The organism is Serratia sp. 22264 (assembly GCF_052045345.1).
GTDB classification, from domain to species: Bacteria; Pseudomonadota; Gammaproteobacteria; order Enterobacterales; family Enterobacteriaceae; genus Serratia; species Serratia plymuthica.
The window spans coordinates 127,500-151,286 of the sequence record NZ_JBQEOY010000001.1 but is presented as its reverse complement, the minus strand read 5'-3'; the positions used below and the strand labels follow the sequence as shown (position 1 = coordinate 151,286).

Genomic DNA, 23,787 nt, shown 5'->3' with positions numbered 1-23,787 from the left:
TTATTTAGATCGCCACCAGCCCGCGCACCCCGTTCTGCTCCATCGCGCTACCGGCCCCGCGCTGCACGATGCTGCCGCGCGACATCACCAGATAGCTGTCCGCCAGCTCGGCGGCGAAGTCGTAGAATTGCTCCACCAGCAGGATCGCCATATCGCCGCGCGCCGCCAGCTGTTTGATCACCGCGCCAATCTCTTTGATCACCGAAGGCTGGATCCCCTCCGTCGGCTCATCGAGGATCAACAGCTGCGGCCGGCAGGCCAATGCGCGGCCAATCGCCAATTGCTGTTGCTGCCCGCCGGAGAGATCGCCGCCGCGCCGATCCTTCATCTGCCGCAACACCGGGAACAGCTCATAGATGTTCTCCGGCACGCTGCGTGCTTCGGCGCCGGAAAAGCGCGCCAATCCCATCAGCAGATTCTCCTCCACCGTCAGGCGTGGAAAGATCTCCCGCCCCTGCGGCACATAGGCCATGCCCGCCTGCACCCGCTGATGCGGTTTTTTGCCGTTGATCACGCTGCCCTGCCAATGGATGGTGCCGCTCTTGGCCGGGATCAGCCCCATCAGGCATTTCAGCAGCGTGGTCTTGCCCACGCCGTTGCGCCCCAGCAGGCAGGTCACTTCGCCGATATTGGCCTCAAACGACAGGCCGCGCAGAATGTGGCTGCCGCCGTAGTATTGATTCAGTTCGTTTACTTGCAACATAGCGACTCCTCAGCGTCCCAGATACACGTCGATCACCTGCTCATTGGCCTGCACCTGCGCCAGTGAACCTTCCGCCAGCACCTGGCCCTGATGCAGCACGGTGACGTGGTCGGCGATGGTTTCGACAAACCCCATGTCGTGCTCCACCACCATCAGAGAATGCTTGCCCGCCAGCGAGCGAAACAGCTCGGCGGTGTACTCGGTTTCCGCATCGGTCATGCCCGCCGCCGGCTCGTCGAGCAGCAGCAAATGCGGCTCCTGCACCAGCAGCATGCCGATCTCGAGAAACTGCTTCTGCCCGTGGGACAGCAGCCCGGCAGACCGGTGCCGTTCGTGGCTCAGCCGCAGGGTTTGCAACATTTCATCGATACGATCGCGCTGTTCGCTGCTCAGCCTGGCGCGCAGGCAGGCCCACACCGACTTCTGGGTTTTCTGCGCGATCTCCAGGTTCTCGAACACCGTCAGCGCTTCGAACACCGTCGGTTTCTGGAACTTGCGGCCAATGCCGGCCTGGGCTATCTGCATCGGATCCAGCGCGGTCAGATCGACGGTTTGATCGTAAAACACGCGGCCGCTGTCCGGCCGGGTTTTGCCGGTGATCACATCCATCAAGGTGGTTTTGCCCGCGCCATTGGGCCCGATCACGCAGCGCAGCTCACCCACGCCGATCTGCAGTGAAAGATCGCTCAGCGCGCGAAAGCCGTCGAAGCTGACGTTAATGTTATCGAGCACCAGCACCGGGTCGGTTTGTTGGCGGTGCTTGTCGGCAGGCAGCGGCTGGGTAAACAGATCGTCGGTCATTTGCAGCGAATTCATTGCGGTTTCCCCTTGCGCAACAGGCCGATAACCCCTTTCGGCAGGAACAGCGTGACGATGATAAACATCAGGCCAAGGAAGAATTGCCAGTATTCCGGGATCGCCACGGTGAACCAGCTCTTGGCGCCGTTGACGATACCGGCGCCGAGCAGCGGGCCCACCAGCGTGCCGCGGCCGCCCAGCGCCACCCAGATAGCGGCCTCGATCGAGTTGGTCGGCGACATCTCGCCCGGGTTGATAATGCCCACCTGCGGCACATACAGCGCCCCGGCCAGCCCGCACAGCACCGCCGACAGCGTCCAGACAAACAGTTTGAAGCCTTTGGGATCGTAACCGCAGAACGTCAGGCGGTTTTCCGCATCGCGCACGGCGGTCAGCACCCGGCCGAATTTGCTGCGCGCCAGGGCGAAGCCGATAGCCAGGCTGGCGGCCAGCAGCAGCACCGTCGCCAGAAACAGCGCCACCCGCGTGCCGGTGGCGGTAATCGGGAACCCCAGGAGCGTGGTGAAACCGGTGAAGCCGTTATTGCCGCCAAAGCCGGTTTCGTTACGGAAGAACAGCAGCATGCCGGCGTAGGTCAGCGCCTGGGTCATGATCGAGAAATAGACGCCCTTGATTTTTGAACGGAAGGCGAAGTAGCCAAAGACAAAGGCCAGCACGCCGGGCACCAATATCATCAGGCACAGCGCCCAGGCGAAATACTGGGTGCCGCTCCAGAACCAGGGCAGCTCGCTCCACGACAGAAATGACATGAACGCCGGCAGGCCGTCTCCCGCCGCCTGGCGCATCAGATACATGCCCATCGCATAGCCGCCGAGAGCGAAAAACAGCCCGTGCCCCAGCGACAACAACCCGGCATAGCCCCACACCAAATCGAGCGCCACCGCCACCACGGCGTAGCACAGGATTTTGCCCACCAGCGTCAGGGTATAGGTAGAGATCGCCAACGGGTGGTCCGCCGGCAACAGTGCGAGAAACGGCATGATTAACAGCGCCAGCAACGCCAGCCCGCCGATGCCCAGCGCCAGTCGGGGTGCCTTCTGCACGCCGGTGAGAGTTAATGGTTGGCTCATCAGTCGATCACCCTGCCCTTGAAGGCGAACAGCCCCTGAGGACGTTTTTGAATAAACAGAACAATCAGCGCCAGGATCAGAATTTTACCCAGCACGGCGCCAATCTGCGGTTCAAGAATTTTGTTGACGATGCCGAGGCCAAAGGCCGCCACCACGGTGCCGGCCAGTTGCCCCACGCCGCCGAGCACCACCACCAGGAACGAGTCGATGATATAGCCCTGGCCCAGCTCCGGCCCCACATTGCCCAGTTGCGACAGCGCCACCCCGCCCAGCCCGGCGATGCCGGATCCCAGACCGAACGCCAGCATGTCAACACGCCCGGTGGGCACGCCGCAACAGGCGGCCATCGCACGGTTCTGCGTCACGGCGCGCACGTTCATGCCAAGCCGGGTTTTGTTCAGCAGCAACCAGGTGAGCGCCAGCACCAGCACCACAAACACGATCACCGCGATGCGGTTCCACGGCAGCACCAGGTTAGGCAGCAGTTGAATGCCGCCCGACAGCCAGGCCGGGTTGGCAACCTCCAGGTTTTGTGCGCCGAACAGCACCCTCACCCCCTGGATCAGCACCAGGCTGATGCCCCAGGTCGCCAGCAGGGTTTCCAGCGGCCGGCCGTACAGGTGACGGATCACCGTACGCTCCAGCGCCATGCCGATGCAGGCGGTAATGGCGAACGCCACCGGCAGCGCCACCAGCGGATACAGCGCCAGCCACTGCGGCGCAAACTGTTGAAACAGCCCCTGAACCAGGTAGGCCGAGTAGGCGCCCAGCATCAGCATTTCGCCGTGCGCCATGTTAATCACCCCCAGCAGCCCATAGGTAATCGCCAACCCGAGCGCCGCCAGCAGCAGGATCGAACCGAGCGAAAGGCCGGTAAACGCCTGGCCGATCAGATCGCCAATCAGCAGCCGATGTTTCACGCTGGTCAGGCTTTTCAAGGCTTCGGCACGCACTGCGGCGTCCGGTTCGTGGGCGGCGTCGGTCAATGCCTGTAACCTTGGCTGCGTCTCAGGCGAGCCCGAGCTGCCCAGCAGCCGCAAGGCGTTGAGGCGCACCTGCGGGTTGGCGTCGGCCAATTGCAGATTCGCCAGCGCAATGCTCAACGCATCATGCACCTGGGTGTTTTTTTCCTGCGCCAGCCGCTGGGCCAGCAGCGGCAGTTGATCGCTTTGCGCCTCGCGTTGCAGGGCCTGCGCCGCCTGTAAACGCACCGCAGGATCGTCGCTAACCAGCCGATGCGCCGACAGTGCGTTGGCGATCAGAATGCGCAGCCGGTTGTTCAACCACACTTTTTTCGGTGTGCCGACCGGCGGGGCAACGCCATCCAGCGGGCGATAAGCTTCGCCCTGCTGGATAAAGGCATGTTTGGCCTCGTCGATCACCACGTTTTCCTGCTTCAGCCCCTGCAATAACGGCAGGCGCGCAGCGTCCGGCGCGGTCGCCCACGCCTGCAACAACTTGGCCTGCTGGGTGCGGTTGGCCGCGGCAAAGTCATCGGCCGGCCCCGCCTGCGCGAACATCGGCAGGCAGCACAGCAACCAAAACCAGGAGCGGAAATGGAACAAGAATGGGGATTGCATCAGCGGCCTCCTCTGTAGGGGCCGGGTATGCCCGGCCCCTACCGTTACGACGGGCGCAGCCTGCGGCGCCCCTACGGGAATGCGACGGTTACTTGCCGCCTTTTACCGGGTGATCCGGTTTTTTGTCGTTGCCGGCGATGAACGGGCTCCACGGCTGCGCGCGCACCGGGGCGTCGGTCTGCCACACCACGTTGAACTGGCCGTTGCCTTCAATCTCACCGATCATCACCGGTTTGTGCAGGTGGTGGTTGGTGGCGTCCATGGTCAGGGTGAAGCCCGACGGTGCGGCAAAGGTCTGCCCTGCCATCGCCGCACGTACCTTGTCGACGTCGGTAGTGCCGGCTTTCTCCACCGCCTGTGCCCACATATGGATGCCGACATAGGTGGCTTCCATCGGGTCGTTGGTTACGGCAGTGGCGTAGTTCGGCAGGTTGTGCGCCTTGGCGTAGGCTTTCCATTCGCTGACGAACTGCTTGTTGGTTGGGTTATCCACCGACTCGAAGTAGTTCCAGGCCGCCAGGTTGCCCACCAGCGGTTTGGTGTCGATACCGCGCAGTTCTTCTTCACCCACCGAGAAGGCGATCACCGGCACGTCGGTCGCCTTGATGCCCTGATTGGCCAGCTCTTTGTAGAACGGCACGTTGGAGTCGCCGTTGATGGTGGAGATCACTGCGGTTTTGCCGCCGGCGGAGAATTTCTTGATGTTGGCGACGATGGTCTGATAATCGCTGTAGCCGAACGGCGTATAGACCTCTTCGATGTCCTTGTCCTGGATCCCTTTGGTGTGCAGGAAGGCGCGCAGGATCTTGTTGGTAGTGCGCGGATACACATAGTCGGTACCCAGCAGGAAGAAGCGCTTGGCCGAGCCGCCGTCTTCGCTCAGCAGGTATTCCACCGCCGGGATCGCCTGCTGGTTAGGGGCGGCGCCGGTGTAGAACACGTTTGGCGACATCTCTTCCCCTTCGTATTGCACCGGGTAGAACAGCAACCCGTTCAGTTCCTCAAACACCGGCAACACCGATTTGCGCGAGACCGACGTCCAGCAACCGAACACCGCCGCCACTTTGTCCTGGGTCAGCAACTGGCGCGCCTTTTCGGCGAACAGCGGCCAGTTGGAAGCGGGGTCCACCACCACCGGCTCGAGTTTTTTGCCCAGCACGCCGCCCTTGGCGTTGATGTCATCGATGGTCATCAGCGCCACGTCTTTCAGCGGCGTTTCAGAGATGGCCATGGTGCCCGACAGCGAGCTCAGAATGCCGACTTTAATGGTATCGGCCGCCTGCGCGCTCCAGGCCATGCCCATGCCGATCACGGTGGCAGACAACGCAAAAGCTTTTATAAAGTGACGACGTTGCATAATTAAAACTCCTGATGTGTGTTGGAAAACAGGTTCAGAAAAATTCACGCAGGACTGTCCGGGGTATGAAGACGCGCCTGGTGCAACATATGCAGGGTTATTTTCCGTACTTCCGCCTTACTGACGGCAATGTGGTTACTGAGCAGCGTTTGCGCCTCCTCGGTCTGGTGTTGCAAGATCGCCCGCAGAATGGCGGCGTGTTCGTCGTAGGTGGCCTCGACCCGGGTTCCCTGGGTGAAGTCCAACCGGCGAATGATGCGGATCTTCTCGGTCAGGTCGCGATGAATGCGCGCCATTTCCCCATTACCCGCCGCCTCCACCAGCGTCATATGGAACTGTTCGTCGTGCAGCGAGACGGTTTTGCCGTCCTCCAGCCGCGGCTCGTCGATCCAGAAGCCGTTGAGCGCCGCCAGTGGCGGCGGCACCTCTCCCGCCGGGCGCGCGCACAGCCGTTTAACCGCTTCGCACTCCAGCACGATGCGCAGATCGTAGAGTTGCTCGAAGTAGTCGAAATCGAAGGGGCGCACCTGCCAGCCGCTGCGAAAATGCACTTCGACGTAGCCCTCGCGCTCCAGCCAGAACAGCGCCTGACGCACCGGCGTACGGCTGACGTCCATGCGCAACGCCACTTCGTTTTCGCTGAAGCGATCGCCCGGCAGCAGATGAAAATCAAAGATGTCATCCTTGAGCTGGAGGTAGATACGCTCCGCCAGCCCCTCCGGCCGCGCCTTGCTGCGGTTATTGGTGATTTGCATAGTTTTCCTCTTGCCGGGCGCAGCATACGGCGCCCCCTGCGTAAAATCCTGAATCAGGTTGAAGCCACGATGCTCAGCCGGCGTGTTCCAGCCACAGCAAAGCATCGCCTGGCCCCACCGGCCGCCCTTGTTGGCAACCGATGCGTTTGATGATCCCGGCACGCGGCGCGGTGACCGCCAGTTCCATTTTCATCGCCTCAACCACAACCAGCGGCTGGCCGGCTTCTACCGTCTGCCCCGGTTCCACCAGGATCTTCCACACGTTGCCGTTCAGATCCGCGCTGACCAGATAGCCGTCGACCTCTTCCTCATCGCTCTGCGGCGGCAGCAATTGCGCCTCAGCCTCGCTCTCTTGCGCCTGCCAGAGCGTCACTTCATGGTTGAATGCCTGCTGCTGGCGCTGCTGGAATGCGGCGATGTCTTCGGCGTTGTCTGCCAGAAAACGGGTGTACTCGGCAAAGTCGAATTCGCTGTTTTCGATGCGGACCTGCGCACGCCCTTCACGGAACGCCTCGCGCTGCTCATCCAGCTCCTGCTCGCTGACCGGGTAGAAACGCACCTGATCGAAGAAGTGCAGCAACCAGGGCTCACCGGCGTTGAACTGCGGGTTTTTGAGGAATTTGTTCCAGATCGGCAGCGTGCGCCCGACCAACTGATAGCCACCCGGCGAGTCCATGCCATAAATGCACATGTACATGCCGCCGATACCGACCGTGCCTTCGGCGGTGTGGGTGCGCGCCGGGTTGTATTTGGAGCTGAGCAACCGGTGGCGCGGATCAATCGGCACCGCGCAGGGCGCACCGAGATAGACATCGCCCAGCCCGAGGATCAAATAACTGGCGTCGAAGATAATGTCGCGTACCTGTTCGCGGTGGCTGAGGCCATTGATGCGCTGGATAAAATCGACGTTGTTCGGCAGCCAGGGCGCAGAACTGCGTACCGTCTGGCTGTAACGCTCCACCGCGCCCAGGGTGGCGGAATCTTCAAACGCCATCGGCAGATAAACCGTGCGCGTCGGCACCTTCAGGCGGCTGACGTCGCCCAGCGCCTGTTCACGTGCCAGCAGGCGCTGGAGCAAATCGGCCTGGCCGATAGTGCGGCTGTCGTAACGGATCTGCAGCGATCGCACGCCAGGTGCCAGTTCCTCAACGCCGGGGATCGCGTCCTGTTTGAGCGATTGCATCAGCAGATGAATACGCAGCCGCAACGCCAGATCAAGTACGTTGTCGCCGTACTCCAGCAAAATGTAACCGTCCCCGGCCTGGCGATAGACGACCGAGGGGCGGCCCTCCCCGGCCGGCAATGCGGCGACGATAGCCGCAGAAGCCGTGGCGCCCGGCGTCAAATCCGGCGTCGGCAGGGTTATCGCCTTCACCGCCGCCAGCGCTTCGATGCTGCCAAGCTGTGCCTGCTCCAGCGACTGCGCCTGTTTGAAACCGATAGGATGGAAGCGGATGCGGTCGCCCGGCTTCACCTGGCCCACCTTCCACAGTTCGGCTTTGGCGATGGTCACCGGGCAGACAAAACCGCCGAGACTCGGCCCGTCGCGGGTGAGGATCACCGGGAAATCGCCGGTGAAATTAATCGATCCGATGGCGTACTCGCAGTCATGTACGTTAGAAGGGTGCAGCCCGGCCTCCCCGCCGTCCTGCCGCGCCCAGCCGGGTTTCGGCCCCGACAGGCGCACGCCCAACCGGTTGGAGTTGTAGTGCACCTGCCATTCGGCGGCGAAGAAGGTGTCGATCGACTCCGGGGTAAAGAAGTCCGGCGCGCCGTGCGGGCCATAGAGCACGCCGATGTTCCACAGGCTGCCGTATTGCGGGATCAGGCTGTCGTCCATCGCCTGCGGCGCCGCGATGGGGGCCGGGGTGGTGCTGGCTGCCAGCGCAGGCTGGGATACCGCCAGCATATCGGCGACCCGCAGGGTGCGCCCGGCGTGGCCGCCAAACTGCCCGAGGGCGAAGGTCGAACGGCTGCCCAGATACACCGGCACGTCGAGCCCATTACGCACCGCCAGATAAGTGCGGCAACCGTGCGCGGCGCGGCCCAAGCTCAGGACCTGCCCGGCGCGAACCTCAACCGGCTGCCAGTAGGCTACCGCTTCCCCATCCAGGTTCGCCGGGCAGTCGGCGCCGGTCAGGGCGATGATCGCATCGCAGTGGAAGCGCAAGGTCGGCCCCTGCAAAGTAAACTCCAGCCCGGCGGCGCTCGGGTGGTTGCCGACAATGCGGTTGGCCAGCCGGAAAGCGAAATCGTCCATCGGCCCGGAAGGCGGCACGCCGATATCCCAATAGCCAAGACGGCCCGGATAATCCTGCACGCTGCTGTAGGTGCCCGGTTGCAGCACTTCAATGCTGCTGGGTTGGAAACGGAAGTTGTCCAGCATGCGGGTCCAGACTTTACCGCTCTGGAATTGCGCCGTAGCGATCACCTGACGCAGGTAATCGAGGTTGGTGGCGATGCCGTGCAAACGGGTAGCGCCGAGCACCGCGCGCATTTTCGCCAGCGCCTGTTGGCGATCTTCGCCGTGGACGATCAGTTTGGCGATCATCGGGTCGTAAAATGCCGACACTTCACTGCCGGTCGCCACCCAGCCGTCGACGCGCACGTTTTCCGGGAAATGCACCTCGGTCAGTACGCCGGGGCTGGGCTGGAAATTCTTCAGCGGATCTTCGGCATAGATGCGCACCTCGATCGAGGCCCCTTGCGGTGCGCGTTGCAGCGCCGCCCAGTCCAGCGCATCGCCCGCCGCCACCTGCAACATGCATTCGATCAGATCCAGCCCGGTCACCATTTCGGTCACCGGATGTTCCACCTGCAAGCGGGTGTTTACCTCGAGGAAATAGAACTCGTCGCGCGTGCCGTCGTAGATAAATTCCACGGTGCCGGCGCTGCGGTAATTCACCGATTCACCCAGCGCTACCGCCGCCTGATGCAGCGCCTGACGGGTCGCCGCCGGCAGGTTCGGCGCCGGGGTTTCTTCCACCACTTTCTGGTTACGGCGCTGCAACGAACAATCACGCTCGCCGAGCGCCGCCACCCGGCCCTGGCCGTCGCCAAAGATTTGCACTTCCACATGGCGCGCCTGATCGACAAAGCGTTCGATAAAGGCCCCGGAGTCGCGGAAGAACTGCTCGCCCAGCCGCTTTACGCTGTCGTAAGCTTCGCGCAGCGCCGCTTCGTCGTCACAGCGCGTCAGGCCAATGCCGCCACCGCCGGCGGTACTTTTCAACATGACCGGGTAGCCAATCCGCGCGGCGGCAGTGACCGCGTCCTCGATGCTGTCCAGCAGGCCGGTGCCCGGCGTCATCGGCACCTGCGCCACCGCCGCCAATTCGCGCGCCCGGTGCTTCAGGCCGAATTCACGGATCTGCGCCGCCGTCGGCCCGATAAAGGCGATGCCCGCCGCTTCGCAAGCATCGGCGAATTCGGCGCTCTCGGAGAGAAAACCGTAGCCGGGATAGATCGCCTGCGCGCCGGTTTCCACTGCGGCAGCGAGGATTTTATCAATGCACAGGTAGCTGTCGGCGGCCTTTTCGCCGCCGAGCGCCACCGCCAGATCGGCCTCGGTGACATGTGGCGCATTGCGGTCGGCATCGGAATAGACCGCCACGCTGGTCACACCCAGGCGTTTCAGGGTACGGATCGCGCGGCAGGCAATTTCGCCGCGGTTAGCGATTAATACAGTGGTAAACATATGCAATCCTCATAGAACGATACCCAATAGCTTTCAGGCTGTGGCCAGGCGGCAAGCAGGCACATCACTCAGGTAAGTGACTGGGGTGAGTCAACGCTGCCAACAACGCCAGGGTCGGAAAGATGACGGGTATAGTTGCGCCAGCCGCCAAACTCAGTGATGTCCAATGCGCCTTCCAGCGCCCAGGGTTCGCAGATAAAACCTTTTACCCGGCGGCCATCCGCCAACAGCAGCGTGCCGATGCCCAGCGGTGCCGGGATCTCCGCGACAAATTCGCCGAAACGCGCCAGCGGGATGTCCCACAGCTCAACGCTGATGGCGGCCCCCTGCCCGGTTTTGACCAGCCCCGGTTTGGGCGGCTGAGTATTGGCCAGGGCGTAGAGCCGGTAGCACGGCGCGGTGGCGGTTTGCTCCACCCATACCGCGTCGCGCTGGGTAAGCTGGGCATTCAGCGGCATACCGCTGAGGTGAGCGCCCACCACCGCCACCCGCACATGTTCCACCGATGGCGTCAGCGGCGCCGGCGGCGGCAAGGTGCGGCCGGTGGCGCCGAGCGGCAGGTTCTGAGTCTGTTGCCAGCGCAGGCCGAAGGCCGCCAACGCACGATCGTGCCAGGCCGGCGCAATCAGCGTGATGCCGGCAGGCAGGCCGTCGTCGCGCATCGGCGCAGGCAAGGCCAGCGCACTCAGATCGGCCAGGTTGGTAAAGTTGGTGTAGGTACCGAATTGCGAATTGAACAACACCGGCTCCTGCTCCATTTCCGCCAAGGTGCGCAGCGTCGGTGAAGTCGGCACCACCAGCGCGTCGTACTGCGCCAGTTGTTGGCCAATTTCCCGCGCCAGCTCGGCACGCAGGTATTCCGCCTTGTAGGCGTCGCAGGCGCTGTACTTAAGGCCGTTATTGAGGATGCCGCGTACCACCGGGTTGATGGCCTGAGGATTGCTGTTCAGCATCGCCTCGACCGCCACGGTACGCTCCGCGACCCAGGGGCCGTAATAGAGCTGCTCGGCCAGTTGGTGAAAGGGGGTGAAATCTATGGGTTCAAGCGCGACACCGCAGCCTTGCAACTGCGCCAGCGCCCGTTGAAACGCCTGCTCGGCCTGCGTGTCGCCGAAAAACTCGGGCTGCGCGGGGACCGCAAAACGCGGCGCTGCGGGCAAATCCGCCGGAGCGGTACGCGGGTTGATGCGCGAATAGGCATCGGCCGCGTCATAACCGCCGGCCATCTCGGCCACCAGAGCGGCATCCGCCACCGTCAGGGCAAATACCGAAACGCTGTCGTTCAGGCGGCACGCGGGCACCACGCCACAATTCGACAGCCATCCTTTGGTCGGTTTCAGACCGACGATATTGTTGAACCCCGCCGGAACGCGCCCTGAACCTGCGGTATCGGTCCCTAGCGAGAACGGCGTCAGGCCGCGCGCCACCACCGAGGCCGAACCGGAACTGGAACCGCCGCTGACGTAGCGGCTGTCAAAGCTGTTGACCACCGCACCGTGCGGTGAGCGGGTGCCGACCAGGCCGGTGGCGAACTGATCGAGGTTGGTTTTACCGATAACGATGGCGCCGGCGGCGCGCAGATTGGCGACGACCCTGGCATCCTCTGCGGCCTGGTAGGTGAATTCCGGGCAGGCGGCGCTGGTCGGCCAACCGCCGACGTCGATATTGTCTTTAACCGCAAAGGGCACGCCGAACAGCGGCAGGCGGCTGATATCCCCGGCGACCGCATCCAGTTGCTGTGCCAGCTGTCGGTACTGCACTTCCAGCTGCGCGGCGGTGGCAAGGTAAAGCCAGGCGTTGTCGTCCAGGCTCAGGCCCGACGTCAGCGTCTCCAGCGTGGCGCGCACGCAGGCCATGCGCTCGCCGGCCGGCCTGGTGTGATAATGGTGCTGCCATTCACTGAGGGTGAAACCGCGTTGTTTAACTGGCTGGGTCATCGTCTGAATTCCATCTAGTACACAAGATGGGATTCAATAGAGCAACCGGCGTGCCAATTTTTAATACACTGATTTCAATAAATTATAATTAAAACTTATGACGGGAGAGTAAAAAACCTGCACCAGCGGCGCGCAATCGTCGGACAAAAAAGGTGCAAAAAATGGGAGAAAGCAGCGATCGCCGCTTGGAAACGCAGAATAATATTGTCACATCATGCTCGCTCAAATTTACCGCTGGCGCCGGGAGCTCTACGCCAGCGGCGCGCCTCTGCTGCGCCAATCACTATCAATTCCTGTTCTTTGGTTGAGATCACGATACCTATAAAATAGTGCATTACACGAAAAAATAATTCACGCCCTCGTGAATGCACAATACCCAGTGAATTGATGTTGTGCCATACACAACACAAAATGAGAATAATTATCATCTATTGACACCAACATGTTTGCTCGATAGAGTTAAAATACTGTATATAAACACAGTTAAATATAGTATTTCTTATCAAGGAGAGAGAATATGAGTGGTGGAGATGGGAAAGATTCTCGTGGCCCAACCGGTGGCGTGAATGGGGGATCAACTGGTCTTGGTGGCGGGCCTAATGTCGGCCACGGTGGTACGCTAACAGACACGATCAACGGTGTGACGATGACCTTTGAGGGGGTTCATGCTATTGATTCTGGCAGCGGCATTCAATGGGGCGGTGGTGACTCAGGCAAGGGCAACAATGGCGGGTCGAAGAGTGGTGCCTCTGGCAGGAATGCTCTTAGGTCCATACCTGGACACCCTAACGTTGTCGATGGCGGACAACTCACGGGTGATAACAGGGATAAACATCTGTACTATTCTCGCACAGAAAATTTTGTTTATTCAGTGAGTATTGACCGAAACGGTAATGAAAAAGGAACGTTTCAAGTCTCAAGACCAAAGACGAATGAGAGTGATACCCGCACATCATGGGCAAAAGGTGAAGAATACCGAAAAAGTGTGGCTCGGGAGCAGGTAAGGAATTATCTGAATGATGAGAAAAATGTGCTCATGGAAGCCAGCGGTATTATCGCTGATGCGGGTGAGAAAATCAGTAATCATATCAGTGGTCAGTATAAGCGATATGCTGGAGAAATTGCGAATAACCTTCGTAATTTCCAGGGGAAGACGATAAGAAATTATAACGATGCCTTAGCCTCATTGAATAATATCATGTCAAACCCCTCGATGAAGGTAAAGCAAGGTGACAAACAAGCACTTATTAGCGCGATGAAAAGCGTTAAGGCTAGTGATTTGGCAAGTCGGTTTGGTCACTTTGGAAAATTCTTCAAGGCAGCAGACCTCGCCATCAAGGCTGACAAGATCCGTGATAAGGCTATTGAGGGATATAATACAGGTAACTGGGCACCCTTGGCATATGAGATTGAGGCGATGGTACTTAGCGGTATCGTAGGCGCTGTGGCATTAGGGTTGGTCACTGGGATTTTGTCTCTGCTTGCATTGTCTGCGCTCTTCACAGCAGCAATAACGATTGCTGCTGCCGCCTTGATTGCCTATGCGACCTCTTATATTGATGCGGCTCTTGCCGAACGGTTTAATAACGAGGTTGTTCGCCCAACCAATTAACCCCATCATTTTATCCTGGTCGTATTAGGATGAGAGAGATTTTAAGAGCCTCTGTCTGAGGCTCTATTTATGTTATTTTTCTTTAATAAGCCATAAATAGATAAATTTAACCAACATGGCGAGTAAAAAGGTCAATGCGTACAATCCAGAGAACACTACAAAATAATAGAACAAGATATAAAAATCATTGGAGGCAGTCGCCTTCAACAACCTATTTCCGTTATTTATGTCGAATGCACTTATCACAAATATATAAAAAATCACTGCATAAACCGCCAAAAACCCAAATAAATAAAATATCAATGATGCCTTGTCTTCGGTTTTAGGGTTTGATTTGACATATTTTAAGTACTTTACTGCAAAATAGATCGAGAACAAGGGTGCCAGTTTGCAATACATACCCAATGGTTTTGTAAGTGCCAGATTGGTTGATGAGATATTGGTACTGATGTTTTTAGTCAGTTCCAGGAAATAATACAAAGCTGGACTCTCTGGCACAGCCTTGAAAAAAACAAATATTAGTATTAATGGTAATATGCCGATTAAGCCAATCTTGATGAATTTCTTCCATGCATACAAGTCGTTACTCATGATAAGTCCCTGATTGTTTCCTATGAATTCATTATTGGCTATCTGTGAATCAGTGTCCAGTCATGGTGTGAGGGCTATTATCGTTTATCGCACATCACATTATCTGTGCTTCACTCCACTTCATCCTGTTGCCTGATTGGGCTTTTATCACGTTATGCAACAGTATAGACTAGGAAGCCACGCGCCGGTTTGGGCAGAAGTGGTGAGACAATCCGGCCTTACACTGCTGGAACCGTAAACAAGGCACAAATTTCTACAACAAAATAACACAGGACATCGACAAGCTGAACTCGGACTGGCAACAGGAACAACGTCTGAAGGGCATCCGAAATCCTGGCCCCCCTGCCTGGTCGCATGATCAGATCATTGCCGCCACCGATTTCAGTGCCTGGCATTTCATTCTGAAGGATAAATTTAGCGCGCCACTAGGGCGAAACATGGGTAATCACCAGGATTACTTATTACCCGTATCATTCAGTCAGTGTTTCAAGAACTATGCTTCGTTTTCACGACGCGGTGCCGATTCTCGTCAAAAACTGCAGAACCGACTCGTCGACCTGAGAAAATACCGTTATCGGCTGATGGCTGCCCCCGGAAATCTCAAAATGTGTGTGGAACTAAAACGGGTGTACTGACACGACCACCATCTGATGCGGATGGCTGGCGGCCCATACAACAGTATGCTGCGGGGACAGAAAGAAAAAAGGCGCAATCTTGCGATTACGCCTCTAGTTACGTGAACACCTTAATTACTCACCGCGAATACGTTGCGCCAACCCTTTGAGGAAATAACGCAGCATCTGATCGCCGCACGGGCGGAAGTTTTTGGTGCCTTCTTTGCGGAACAGCGCGCTCAGCTCCGGCTTGGAGATGCGGAACTCCACGGCGGTGAAGATCTGGTGCATGTCGGTGTCTTTCAGTTCGAACGCCACGCGCAGCTTTTTCAACACCAGATTGTTGGTGATCGGCAGTTCCACTTCCGGTGCCGGGAACTTGTCGTCCTTGCCGCGCTTGAGGAACACCAGGCCGTTCAGGAAGTGCGCCATCACTTCGTCCGGGCAGTTTTCGAAACCCGGCTCGCCTTCTTTGATGACGTAAGCGCGCATCGCAGAGACCTCAACGTCGAAATTATCCAGCTTGATAATCTCGGTCATTTTAGCGTCGTTAATACTCAGCATGTAGCGCACGCTGCGCAGCACATCGTTGTTGATCATGGAGTTAAATTGCCTTTAGCTTGTAAACCGGGGAGGTGCGCATTTGATATATACCCCCTGGCTTTCAAGTTGCAGCCAGGCACCCGGCTCGCTCATCCCAGGCGCTTACTCAGGTAAGTCACCGGGGTGCGCGAGTGCGGGTAACAACGCTGCGGCTTGAAAGACGACGGGTATGGCCGCACACCTTGAATATGTGCGGCAGTATAGGGATCGGTGAAGGGTTTCTCAATCGATTTGGCTTTTTTGCCGATACAGCGGGATGTCTTCGCCAATAATGTATTTGTTGCGCAGGAGGGACGACACCTTATCCATCGCCATCACTACCACCACCAGGATCAGGGTGATGAACATCACCACGTCCCAGTTCCACAGCCGCATGTTCTCCGCATACACCAGGCCGATGCCGCCGGCGCCGACGAAGCCCAGCACCGCCGCAGAGCGGGTGTTGGATTCAATCTGGTACAGGCTTAGCGCCAGGAAGGTGGGAAACGACTGGGTGAAAATACCGTAACGGTGCTTCTGCAAACCGTTGGCACCCACCGCCGTCAAGCCGCGGCTGGGGGATTTATCCACCGCTTCGTGCCCTTCGGCATACAGCTTGCCGAGCAGCCCGACGTCCTGCATCACAATCGCCAGCACCCCGGCCAACGGCCCCATGCCGACGGCGCGCACGAAGATCAGCCCCCAGATCGCCATATCGATGCCGCGTAAAATATCCAGCAACCGCCGCACTGCCACCGAGATCGGCCGCAGCAGCGGCGTCGACATCACGTTGCGCGCGGCGAAGAACGACAGCGGCAAGGCGATAAGCGAAGCGGTGATGGTGCCGGCAAACACTATGCCGATGGTGATGAAGATCTGCTGGAAGTAATACATAAACGGCCAGTTGACGAAATCGTGCCAGACGAACATGCGCACAAAGTAACGGCCCAGTTGCTGGCAACCGTTAACGAACTGCGGCCAGGAGATGCCGAAGAACTGGAAGAAGAACAGGTAATACAGCGCGATCGCCACGGCGATAATACCGAGGGTGCGCAGATAGCGGCGCTGCTGCGAGAATATTTCCGGGTGCTGCTGTTTGAGCGTTTGCAGCTCTTGTGCCGAGAGCGTTGGTGCGGTGATCATTTTTTCCCCTCCACGACCCGTTTGCGCAGCTCGCCGGAGGTGTAATCCAGCAGCGAGACCACCAGGATAATCAGCAACAGCGTCATGCTGACCTGATCGTAGCGATCGAGCTTGATATTGGTCATCAGCTCCTGGCCGATGCCGCCCGCCCCCACCAGCCCAAGAATGGTCGACTGACGGAAGTTGATTTCCAGCCGCATAAAGCTGTACGACAAAAACACCGGCTTCACCTGGGGCCACAGGCCGAAACGCATGCGTTGCAACGGCGTCGCGCCGCAGGCTGCCAGCCCGCGCACCGGCTTGTTGGACGCGGTTTCGATCGACTCATAAAACAGTTTTGTCAGGCTGCCGATGGTGTGCAGCGCCAGCGCCAAAAAGCCGGGGATGGCGCCAATGCCGAATGCCATCACGAACATCACCGCCCACGCCAGCTCGGGCATGGTGCGCAAAAATGCCACCAACGTGCGGATCGCCAGGCGCAGCGACGCCGGGCTGTGGGTGTTGTTAGCCGCCAGAAACGCCAGCCCCCCCGCCACCAGCACCGAAAGAAGGGTCGCCGCCAGCGCCAGTTGCAGCGTTTCCCAGATCAGCGGCAGCTGAATGTTGAGCCGATAACCCCAGTAGGCCAATGAACCTTCGGTATGGCCATCGGCGAACAGCAGCTTCCAGTGCAGCGTCGGGACGGTTTCCGCCAGGTAATCGAAGAAGTGGGGAATGGACACCCACACGGTATGCAGGTTGAACTCGGCGATGTTGCCGGCGCCCAGGTAGAGCGCCACCAGACCGAGCGACCAGAACAGCGTCTCGCGCTTTTGCTTGCTGCGGATCTGTTGGTAGTAGTGCGCAAAATCTGTATTCAAAATAGGTTTCCGACGAGTGGAAATCAGCGGGGCTCAGCCTGGCCAAGCCCCGGCAGCATTAACGGTCGCCTTTGGTCAGCTCACGCTTCATATCGATGATGTTCTGGTATTCAGCCAGAGTGGTGTCGCCGATGTGCTGTTTACCGCCCATCGCCTTGATAAAGCACTGGTGATCGTCCTTATCCAGCTTTTTGATGGCGGTCACGACTTTGGCTTTGAAATCGCCCGGCAGCGAGTTGCTCACCAGGATTGGGCCATTCGGGATCAGCGGCGACTGCCAGATAATGCGGATCTGTTTCATCAGGTCCGGGTGATCCATGCGGATCATGCGGGTGAACGCACCGCTGGTGTAGCCGGTGTTGTAGTCGCCGATCATCGAAGCCCAGGTTACCGCGCCTTCGAACTGGCCGTTCAGCACGCCGAGAATGTCCTGCTCATGGCCGCCGGAGAAGGTGACGCTGGAGAAGGCGTTGTTGTATTTGTTGTCCACCGTGCCGCCGAACAGTTTTTTGAACGCCTGGTTCGGGATCAGGAAGCCGGAGGTGGAATCAGGATCGGCGAAACCGATAGCTTTGCCCTTAAGATCTTCCAGCTTTTTATACGGGCTACCGGCTTTGACCACCACCACAGAGTGGTAACCGCGAGATTGGTCAACGTCATCAACCGCAATACCGACGATGTCCACCGCTTTCGGATCCTTGATGTACACCGAGGCGAACGACGATGGCGACATGCTCAGCACCAGATCGATTTTGCCGCCCAGCAGGCCCTGGATTACCCCGGAATAGTCGGAAGAGTTACGCAGCTTGGTGTCCACGTTCAGCTCTTTGTCCAGGAACTGCTTCACGCACTGGTTATCGCCGATCTGCTGGGTGGCGTTTTGGCCGCCGAGAATGCCCAGGTTCAGTTCTTTAGGTGCGTCCGCTGCGGCAGCATTAAATACCATCATCGCGCCGGCCATCACTGTGGTCAGACTCAATACTTTTTTCATTACGGGTGCCTTGTGTGTGTAAAGGTAAAAGTGAATCAATGGATTTGATTGGCTTCTTCGCCATACAGCTGGTGCAGTATCCGTTCGTTCAGTTGCGACGGGTGCCCGTCAAACACGATTTTGCCCTGGGCGATGCCGATGACCCGGGTGCAATATTCTTTCACCAGTTCAACCGAGTGCAGGTTCACCATTACCGCGATGTCGTTTTCGCTGACTTTTTGCAGCGCATCCATAATGCGGCGGGTGTTTTTCGGATCGAGGGACGCTACCGGCTCGTCGGCCAGCAGAATTTTAGGGTTTTGCATCAGCGCACGGCAGATCGCCACTCGCTGCATTTGGCCACCCGACAGGTTTTCGGCGCGCTGCAGGGCGTGCGGCAGCATATTGAGCCATTGCAGCAGCTCGATGGCGCGCCCGCGGTCGGCATCGTCAAACAGTTTGAAGAAGGACTTCAGGGTAGAGGTGTGGCTCAGGCGGCCCAACAGTACGTTGGTCATGACGTCCAGGCGCGGCACCAGGCAGAAGTCCTGGAAGATCATGCCGCAGCGGGAACGCCACTGGCGCATCTGGCGGGCGGAAAGTTGGGCGATGTCCTGCGCCACGCCGTCATCTTCAAAATGCAGCATCTCGCCGCAGCTCGAAGGAATGGTGCCGTTCAGGGTATGCAGCAAGGTGGATTTGCCTGCGCCCGAGCGCCCAATCACCGCCACGAACTCGCCGGCGTGCAGATCGAAGTTGATGTCGTCCAACACGCGCTGCTGGGATTTATAGGCTTTGACCAATCCTTTCACCGACAGCACCTTACGTGAGGAGATCGGTTGCTGCCCTGGAAAATCGGTTGGTGCAAGTTTTAACAGTGCCTGAGCCATATGATTTCTCTGGTTTCAGTGGCTAATCATTATGGGCACCTATTAACGAATAAATTTATGACAGCGGGATGATGGTTTTATGGCTGGGAAGTGACGTGTGCCGCCCGCTCAACATGACGCATTGAGGAGCGGCGTCGGGCTAATTGAAATGGATTACGCCTTTGATCAGCTGCTTATTATTAATCACCTGCTGTTCGTAATGTTCCGCCAGGGTGTCGAAATCAAAATGGTGCGAGAGCATCATCTGCGCGGTAATTTTCCCTGCCGCCATCAAACGGCCCACCTTGGCGAAATCCTCCTGAGTCGCATTGCGGCTGCCCATCAGGGTGGTTTCTTTTTTATGGAACTCCGGATCGGAGAACTGAATGTCGCCCTTGAACAACCCGACGAAGACGATGCTGCCGCCGTGGCGGATCAGGTTCAGACTATTATTCATCGCGTGCGGGTTGCCGGTGGCGTCAATCACCTTGGCCGCCAGCATGCCGCTGAACCGATCGCGCAGCGCCGCGTCAAATTGCTCATCCGCCGGGTTGAGCGTCGGCAGCCCCAAGGCTTTTTCAACATGTGCCCGCCGTTCGGCGCTGGTATCGGCGACCACCACCTGCGCGCCGTCGGCGCAGGCTATCGCCGCCACGCCCAACCCGATCGGCCCGGCCCCCACCACCAGCAGGTGATCGTCCGGTGCTATTGCCGCCCGGCGCACCGCGTGGGCGCTGATGGCGAAGGGTTCAATCAGCGCCGCCGTTTCCGGCGGCAGGCCGTCCACAGCCAGCAGGTTGCCGACCGGCACGCTCAGGAACTCGCAGAAACCGCCATCCTGATGAACGCCAATCACCGAAATATTCTCGCAGCAGTTGGTTTTGCCGCTCTGGCAGGCACCGCAGCGCCGGCAAGAAAGATACGGCATTACCGTCACGCGCTGGCCCACCCGCCAGCCGCTGACATTATTGCCGATGCTGACAATCTCGCCGCATATTTCATGGCCCAATACGCGGGGATAACTAAAGAAAGGCTGATGACCGGACCAGGCGTGAATATCCGTTCCGCAAATGCCGACGGTGATTATTTTGATCACCGCCTCCTGGTCGGCGGGCAAAGGCACCGGGCGCTGTTGATAAACCAATTTCGTCGGCTGCTCGCACACTAATGTTTTCATTGTCGTCATCGTCTTTCCTCCAGTCAGGTGAGAAGGTTATTCAATAAAAACGCGGCGACCGGTTATGCCATCGAGCAGATCTGTGAGGCAGCACTAAATAAACCGATTTAAATTGGTTTTAAATGCATAAAAAACACCAGAGACAACCCATGAGCAGAACCCAGAACCTGCGGCACAACGTGGTTAACCAGATGATTGAGGGTATTCACGGCGGCCATCTTCGTTCGCCGCTGCCGTCTCAGGCGGCGCTGGCCGAAATGTATAACATCAGCCGCACCACGGTGCGCCACACGCTGGCCCACCTCGACCAGCGCGGAGTATTGGAAAAGGTCGGTGATGACTATGTGATTGTTCGGCCGCCGCAGGCGGAGGACGGCTTCGAGTGCGTGAACCCTTCGCTGGAAGACCAGGACAAGCAGTTCAAGAAAAGCTTCTATCAGATGATTAACCAGAAGCAGCTGCGCGCCGGAGACAGTTTCAGCGAGCTGCAACTGTCGCGCATCGCCAACGTCAGCCCGCTGGTGGTGCGGGAATTCCTGTTGCACTTTAGCCGTTATAACCTGATCGAAACCGTCAAGCGCGGCCAGTGGCGCATGAAAAAGTTTGATCAAAACTATGCCGAGCAGCTGTTTGAACTGCGCCAGATGCTGGAAACTCACGCCCTGTCACGCTTTATCAACTTGCCCGCCGACGACGAACGCTGGTTGCAGGCCAGGGAGCTGTTGAGCCGCCACCGCCAGCTGCGGGAAAGCATCAGCGACAGCTACCGCCTGTTCTCCCAATTGGATCGCGACTTCCACGGGCTTATCCTCTCCGCCGCCAACAACCCTTTTTTCAATCAGTCGCTGGAGATCATTTCGGTGATTTTCCACTTCCACTACCAGTGGGATGAAACCGACCTGAAACAGCGCAATATCATTGCCATCGAAGAACATATGATCATCCTCAGCGCGTTGATCTGCCGCAATGACCAGGAAGCGATCAACGCGCTGCATCGCCACTTGGACACGGCCAAGCAATCGATGATCCGCTCCATCAATCAGGACGTCGCCTGATCGCTTTTTATCGATAAAAAACGCCCAAAGCGGCATTTAAAACCGATAAAGAGCAGCAAAATAGTAACTGCCGCACGGAACCGCGACAAAAACGCATCGCTAAAATATCCCCCCATCTAGGCTTACTGCCGATCGCCTGCTCATGCACCACCCAGGGGAATACCCGGAATAATAAATATTATTAATGCGAAATTCTGGAGGCAAAGATGGAAAGAACCACCACCGTTGACAGCGGAAAAGAACAGATTGACCCTTATTCAGATCACATCATTCCGATGCCGCCAAACGGCATGCTGGTACGTTCGGCGAGAATTAAAAAAATCCAGACCACCGCCATGCTGTTGCTGTTTTTCGCCGCCATCATCAACTTCCTTGACCGCAGTTCGCTGTCGGTCGCGAATTCCACCATCCGGGAGGAAATGGGCCTGAGCGGTACCGAAATCGGCCTGCTGCTTTCGGCGTTTTCATTGGCTTACGGCATCGCCCAACTGCCCTGCGGCTTGCTGCTGGATCGTAAAGGCCCGCGCATTATGCTGGGGGTGGGAATGTTCGTCTGGTCGGTGTTCCAGACGCTGTCCGGCATGATCCACAATTTCACCCAGTTTATCTGGGTACGCATCGGGTTGGGGATCGGCGAAGCGCCGATGAACCCGTGCGGCGTGAAGGTGATCAACGACTGGTTCAACATCAAACATCGCGGTATGCCGATGGGGGTTTTCAACTCGGCGTCCACCATTGGCCTGGCGATCAGCCCGCCGATCCTCACCGCCATGATGCTGGCCTTCGGCTGGCGCGGGATGTTCATCACCATCGGCATGCTGGGGATCGCGCTGTCGATCGGGTGGTATATGCTGTATCGCAACCGCCAGGACATCGACCTGAGCGCCCAGGAACAGGCCTATCTGAATGCCGGCAGCGTCAGCGCGCGGCGCGAACCGATGAACTTCCGCGAGTGGCGCTCGTTATTCAAAAATCGCACCATGTGGGGCATGATGATCGGCTTTAGCGGCATCAACTACACCGCGTGGCTGTATCTGGCCTGGCTGCCGGGCTACCTGCAAACCACCTACCATCTGGATCTGAAAAGCACCGGGTTGATGAGCGCCATTCCGTTCCTGTTCGGCGCTGCCGGCATGCTGTCGAACGGCTTTGTCACCGACTTCCTGGTTCGCCGTGGCATGGCGCCGCTGAAAAGCCGCAAAATCTGCATCGTGGCCGGCATGTTGCTGTCCGCGTCTTTCACCGCCATTGTGCCGCAGGCCACCACCACCTACAGCGCCGTAGTGCTGATCGGCATGGCGCTGTTTTGCATCCACTTTGCCGGCACCTCCTGCTGGGGCTTGATCCACGTGGCGGTAACCTCGCGCATGACCGCCTCGGTCGGCAGCATCCAGAACTTCGCCAGCTTTATTTTCGCCTCGTTCGCCCCGGTGATCACCGGCTTTATCCTGGATACCACCCACTCCTTTAAACTGGCGCTTATTCTTTGCGCCTGCTTCACCGTCATCGGCGCGCTATCCTATCTCTTCGTGGTGAAACACCCGATTGTCGACAGCGCGGCCTGACCTGCGTCCTGAAAATGCCGCCGCTACCGGCGGCATTGCAAAGCGCCTTCTGACAGGCTTTTTCTCCCGTTTAAAGTGTTTTGAGGTAGTCCTCAAATAGCTTCCCGCTCTCGGGCCTGAAATGTTGGCCTGTTCCCACCACCAAAGTGATGTTATCTACCCGCAGATTACGAAAATCGGAGCGTTTTTCGCACCAGACCGTCAATAACCACACAGAGTCGAATACCGTCAAACCCAGCGGACGGACTATCCGGTCGCTCTCTCTTCCTTGCAGATCGACATAATTGATGTTCAGTTGAAGTTTCTTACGAATCGCCTGGCGGAGAAACGCGAGGTGCTTCATCGCTTTCTCACTTTCCTCCGTAGGCCGAGAGACGGCTCTGAGAGGGAGTCGCTTATAAATGTCTATTTTTTTGACATCGATGACTGAACCGATCTTTGCTGAAACCCGGGCTGCCGCTGCGGAAAGTACATCATCGCCCCGCGCCCCTATAAGCCGCATTCCGAGCATAATCGCGTCCAATTCGTCGGGATCAAAATTAAGCGGCGGGAGAAAGTAATCTTTTTCAAGCAAATAACCCAAACCCGACTCGCCACGCACGGGTGCCCCGATCGCCTGCAGCGTTGCCATGTCCCTGTAGATAGTTCTTACAGACACATCTAAAGCCTGAGCCAATACTTCAGCCGATACCGGGTGTACGCGACAGCGAAGATGCTCGAGTAAAGTGAAGAGCCGAATAGTTTTCATCACAAGAGCTTACATCACCCTGACAAAAACTGTCAGGGGGGTGTCATAGGATCAAGACTTCATATCATCCTGATAACGGAGTT

Annotated in this window: 19 protein-coding genes; 3 read left to right on the top strand and 16 right to left on the bottom strand. The window is 58.1% G+C overall.

Annotation, left to right across the window (positions count from 1 at the left end):
* Nucleotides 1-4: 4 nt before the first annotated feature.
* The 8 genes from urtE to atzF form a co-directional block, all read right to left on the bottom strand.
* On the bottom strand, nucleotides 5-703 hold the full coding sequence (gene urtE / locus ACTJJ1_RS00760) for an urea ABC transporter ATP-binding subunit UrtE (RefSeq protein WP_004942115.1): 699 nt from the start codon (nucleotides 701-703) through the stop codon (nucleotides 5-7).
* Between the two features lie 9 nt (nucleotides 704-712).
* Nucleotides 713-1,519 carry an urea ABC transporter ATP-binding protein UrtD gene (gene urtD, locus ACTJJ1_RS00755; RefSeq protein ID WP_421415807.1) on the bottom strand — a complete coding sequence of 269 codons (807 nt, stop codon included), beginning with the start codon at nucleotides 1,517-1,519 and terminating at the stop codon, nucleotides 713-715.
* A complete protein-coding gene (gene urtC, locus ACTJJ1_RS00750; RefSeq protein ID WP_421415804.1) occupies nucleotides 1,516-2,592 on the bottom strand; it encodes an urea ABC transporter permease subunit UrtC in 1,077 nt (358 codons plus the stop codon). The genes urtD and urtC overlap by 4 nt, the downstream gene beginning before the upstream one ends.
* Nucleotides 2,592-4,172 (bottom strand): urea ABC transporter permease subunit UrtB, encoded by a 1,581-nt coding sequence (gene urtB, locus ACTJJ1_RS00745; RefSeq protein ID WP_440832001.1) that lies wholly within the window; start codon nucleotides 4,170-4,172, stop codon nucleotides 2,592-2,594. Before urtB ends, urtC begins: the two co-directional genes overlap by 1 nt.
* A gap of 88 nt (nucleotides 4,173-4,260) precedes the next feature.
* Nucleotides 4,261-5,529 carry an urea ABC transporter substrate-binding protein gene (gene urtA / locus ACTJJ1_RS00740; protein ID WP_004942111.1) on the bottom strand — a complete coding sequence of 423 codons (1,269 nt, stop codon included), beginning with the start codon at nucleotides 5,527-5,529 and terminating at the stop codon, nucleotides 4,261-4,263.
* Nucleotides 5,530-5,573: 44 nt separating this feature from the next.
* Nucleotides 5,574-6,284: a GntR family transcriptional regulator gene (locus ACTJJ1_RS00735; RefSeq protein WP_004942110.1), complete on the bottom strand. Its 711-nt coding sequence runs from the start codon at nucleotides 6,282-6,284 to the stop codon at nucleotides 5,574-5,576.
* Nucleotides 6,285-6,357: 73 nt separating this feature from the next.
* Nucleotides 6,358-9,981 carry an urea carboxylase gene (uca, locus tag ACTJJ1_RS00730; protein ID WP_440831999.1) on the bottom strand — a complete coding sequence of 1,208 codons (3,624 nt, stop codon included), beginning with the start codon at nucleotides 9,979-9,981 and terminating at the stop codon, nucleotides 6,358-6,360.
* Between the two features lie 68 nt (nucleotides 9,982-10,049).
* A complete protein-coding gene (gene atzF, locus ACTJJ1_RS00725) occupies nucleotides 10,050-11,918 on the bottom strand; it encodes an allophanate hydrolase (RefSeq protein WP_440831997.1) in 1,869 nt (622 codons plus the stop codon).
* A 517-nt stretch (nucleotides 11,919-12,435) separates the two neighbouring features.
* On the opposite strand from atzF, the gene ACTJJ1_RS00720 reads away from it, so the two are divergent.
* Nucleotides 12,436-13,530, top strand: coding sequence for a colicin-like pore-forming protein (locus ACTJJ1_RS00720; RefSeq protein ID WP_440831995.1), 1,095 nt, complete (start codon nucleotides 12,436-12,438; stop codon nucleotides 13,528-13,530).
* A 72-nt stretch (nucleotides 13,531-13,602) separates the two neighbouring features.
* On the opposite strand, the gene cui is transcribed toward ACTJJ1_RS00720, so the two are convergent.
* From cui to ACTJJ1_RS00685, 7 genes are all read right to left on the bottom strand, one after another.
* On the bottom strand, nucleotides 13,603-14,121 hold the full coding sequence (gene cui / locus ACTJJ1_RS00715; protein ID WP_062791697.1) for a colicin immunity protein Cui: 519 nt from the start codon (nucleotides 14,119-14,121) through the stop codon (nucleotides 13,603-13,605).
* Nucleotides 14,122-14,870: 749 nt separating this feature from the next.
* Nucleotides 14,871-15,335, bottom strand: a complete 465-nt coding sequence (locus ACTJJ1_RS00710; protein ID WP_004942106.1) for a DUF1456 family protein — start codon at nucleotides 15,333-15,335, stop codon at nucleotides 14,871-14,873.
* 225 nt (nucleotides 15,336-15,560) lie between these two features.
* Nucleotides 15,561-16,460 carry a phosphonate ABC transporter, permease protein PhnE gene (gene phnE, locus ACTJJ1_RS00705; RefSeq protein WP_062791698.1) on the bottom strand — a complete coding sequence of 300 codons (900 nt, stop codon included), beginning with the start codon at nucleotides 16,458-16,460 and terminating at the stop codon, nucleotides 15,561-15,563.
* The gene (gene phnE, locus ACTJJ1_RS00700) at nucleotides 16,457-17,320 is read right to left on the bottom strand and encodes a phosphonate ABC transporter, permease protein PhnE (protein WP_004942102.1); all 864 of its coding nucleotides are present in this window, start codon (nucleotides 17,318-17,320) and stop codon (nucleotides 16,457-16,459) included. The genes phnE (ACTJJ1_RS00705) and phnE (ACTJJ1_RS00700) overlap by 4 nt, the downstream gene beginning before the upstream one ends.
* 58 nt (nucleotides 17,321-17,378) lie before the next feature.
* Nucleotides 17,379-18,311 carry a phosphonate ABC transporter substrate-binding protein gene (gene phnD / locus ACTJJ1_RS00695; RefSeq protein WP_020453752.1) on the bottom strand — a complete coding sequence of 311 codons (933 nt, stop codon included), beginning with the start codon at nucleotides 18,309-18,311 and terminating at the stop codon, nucleotides 17,379-17,381.
* Between the two features lie 35 nt (nucleotides 18,312-18,346).
* The gene (gene phnC, locus ACTJJ1_RS00690; RefSeq protein WP_440831991.1) at nucleotides 18,347-19,180 is read right to left on the bottom strand and encodes a phosphonate ABC transporter ATP-binding protein; all 834 of its coding nucleotides are present in this window, start codon (nucleotides 19,178-19,180) and stop codon (nucleotides 18,347-18,349) included.
* 139 nt (nucleotides 19,181-19,319) lie between these two features.
* On the bottom strand, nucleotides 19,320-20,345 hold the full coding sequence (locus tag ACTJJ1_RS00685) for a zinc-binding alcohol dehydrogenase family protein (protein ID WP_122289085.1): 1,026 nt from the start codon (nucleotides 20,343-20,345) through the stop codon (nucleotides 19,320-19,322).
* A 140-nt stretch (nucleotides 20,346-20,485) separates the two neighbouring features.
* Between ACTJJ1_RS00685 and ACTJJ1_RS00680 the strand changes: the two genes are divergently transcribed.
* Together ACTJJ1_RS00680 and ACTJJ1_RS00675 are read left to right on the top strand one after the other, a co-directional pair.
* The gene (locus tag ACTJJ1_RS00680; protein ID WP_062791701.1) at nucleotides 20,486-21,391 is read left to right on the top strand and encodes a GntR family transcriptional regulator; all 906 of its coding nucleotides are present in this window, start codon (nucleotides 20,486-20,488) and stop codon (nucleotides 21,389-21,391) included.
* A gap of 206 nt (nucleotides 21,392-21,597) precedes the next feature.
* On the top strand, nucleotides 21,598-22,956 hold the full coding sequence (locus ACTJJ1_RS00675; protein ID WP_440831989.1) for an MFS transporter: 1,359 nt from the start codon (nucleotides 21,598-21,600) through the stop codon (nucleotides 22,954-22,956).
* Between the two features lie 70 nt (nucleotides 22,957-23,026).
* On the opposite strand, the gene ACTJJ1_RS00670 is transcribed toward ACTJJ1_RS00675, so the two are convergent.
* Entirely contained in the window at nucleotides 23,027-23,704 is a 678-nt protein-coding gene (locus ACTJJ1_RS00670; protein ID WP_440833577.1) for a helix-turn-helix transcriptional regulator, read from the bottom strand.
* Nucleotides 23,705-23,787 lie beyond the last annotated feature (83 nt).

Excerpts from the sequence above, each read along its gene's own strand:
- ACTJJ1_RS00685 (WP_122289085.1), bottom strand. The coding sequence starts at position 20,345 with ATGACGACAATGAAAACATTAGTGTGCGAGCAGCCGACGAAATTGGTT.
- phnC (WP_440831991.1), bottom strand. The coding sequence starts at position 19,180 with ATGGCTCAGGCACTGTTAAAACTTGCACCAACCGATTTTCCAGGGCAG.
- urtA (WP_004942111.1), bottom strand. The coding sequence starts at position 5,529 with ATGCAACGTCGTCACTTTATAAAAGCTTTTGCGTTGTCTGCCACCGTG.
- phnD (WP_020453752.1), bottom strand. The coding sequence starts at position 18,311 with ATGAAAAAAGTATTGAGTCTGACCACAGTGATGGCCGGCGCGATGATG.
- uca (WP_440831999.1), bottom strand. The coding sequence starts at position 9,981 with ATGTTTACCACTGTATTAATCGCTAACCGCGGCGAAATTGCCTGCCGC.
- urtD (WP_421415807.1), bottom strand. The coding sequence starts at position 1,519 with ATGAATTCGCTGCAAATGACCGACGATCTGTTTACCCAGCCGCTGCCT.
- atzF (WP_440831997.1), bottom strand. The coding sequence starts at position 11,918 with ATGACCCAGCCAGTTAAACAACGCGGTTTCACCCTCAGTGAATGGCAG.
- phnE (WP_062791698.1), bottom strand. The coding sequence starts at position 16,460 with ATGATCACCGCACCAACGCTCTCGGCACAAGAGCTGCAAACGCTCAAA.
- ACTJJ1_RS00680 (WP_062791701.1), top strand. The coding sequence starts at position 20,486 with ATGAGCAGAACCCAGAACCTGCGGCACAACGTGGTTAACCAGATGATT.
- urtE (WP_004942115.1), bottom strand. The coding sequence starts at position 703 with ATGTTGCAAGTAAACGAACTGAATCAATACTACGGCGGCAGCCACATT.
- ACTJJ1_RS00675 (WP_440831989.1), top strand. The coding sequence starts at position 21,598 with ATGGAAAGAACCACCACCGTTGACAGCGGAAAAGAACAGATTGACCCT.
- ACTJJ1_RS00710 (WP_004942106.1), bottom strand. The coding sequence starts at position 15,335 with ATGATCAACAACGATGTGCTGCGCAGCGTGCGCTACATGCTGAGTATT.
- ACTJJ1_RS00735 (WP_004942110.1), bottom strand. The coding sequence starts at position 6,284 with ATGCAAATCACCAATAACCGCAGCAAGGCGCGGCCGGAGGGGCTGGCG.
- urtB (WP_440832001.1), bottom strand. The coding sequence starts at position 4,172 with ATGCAATCCCCATTCTTGTTCCATTTCCGCTCCTGGTTTTGGTTGCTG.
- ACTJJ1_RS00720 (WP_440831995.1), top strand. The coding sequence starts at position 12,436 with ATGAGTGGTGGAGATGGGAAAGATTCTCGTGGCCCAACCGGTGGCGTG.
- cui (WP_062791697.1), bottom strand. The coding sequence starts at position 14,121 with ATGAGTAACGACTTGTATGCATGGAAGAAATTCATCAAGATTGGCTTA.
- urtC (WP_421415804.1), bottom strand. The coding sequence starts at position 2,592 with ATGAGCCAACCATTAACTCTCACCGGCGTGCAGAAGGCACCCCGACTG.
- ACTJJ1_RS00670 (WP_440833577.1), bottom strand. The coding sequence starts at position 23,704 with ATGAAAACTATTCGGCTCTTCACTTTACTCGAGCATCTTCGCTGTCGC.